The organism is Methylophaga sp. UBA5088, assembly GCF_002414625.1.
GTDB classification, from domain to species: Bacteria; Pseudomonadota; Gammaproteobacteria; order Nitrosococcales; family Methylophagaceae; genus Methylophaga; species Methylophaga marina.
On record NZ_DIAC01000091.1, the window covers coordinates 9,272 to 10,004 of the forward strand.

Sequence of the window (733 nt, forward strand, 5' to 3'; positions counted from 1 at the left end):
GACAGTCAGATCGTCGATACGCAGGACTATTGTGATAAGTACTTACTTCGTCGCATTCGGTGATTTTCATTGGCGCGTAAAAACCGACAAGCTGAAGGACTCAACCTCGCCTTTCTGGATATTATGTCGTGCGGGCTGGGTGCAGTGATTCTGGTTTTTATGCTGGTGAAACAAAATATCGAGTCCTCACCTTCTGAAACAGAGAACCTGAAAAAAGATATCAGCAGCCTGGAACAAGCTCGCGATGAAGCTCAAAAAGGGCTGGATGAACTCAGCGCCCAGCTGAAAAAAGAAAACATTGATTTATCCGCGTTAAGCCAGAGTCTGCAACAGCAACGCGCTGCTCTCGACAACAAAAACAGTGAAGTGCAGACCGCCGAATCCAATCTCAACCAGCTTAAGAAAAGTATTACGGAGATAAAAGTCCCCAAAAAAGAAGATCTGGTCGAAACACAGCAGGTGAATGAAGAGAATTATCTGCTCGGTCTGAAAATGGAAGGCCGAAAGATCGCTGTATTGGTAGATGTCAGCGCTTCTATGACCAATGAAAAATTGCTCGACATCATCAGAACCAAAAGCAGTTCTGACCAGACAAAAATCTCAGCCGCCAAATGGCAACGCACCAAGCGCGTGGTCGCTTGGCTTTTAGCACGAGCACCGAAGAACAGCCAGATTGCTGTTGTTGCATTTAGTGAGCAAGCCAATCAATTGGGGGGCACAGGCTGGATGTCAG

Annotated in this window: 1 pseudogene; it reads left to right on the top strand. The window is 46.7% G+C overall.

Annotation, left to right across the window (positions count from 1 at the left end):
• Positions 1 to 69: 69 nt before the first annotated feature.
• Positions 70 to 733, top strand: a pseudogene (locus tag B4K20_RS11360) (VWA domain-containing protein); the annotation flags it as partial.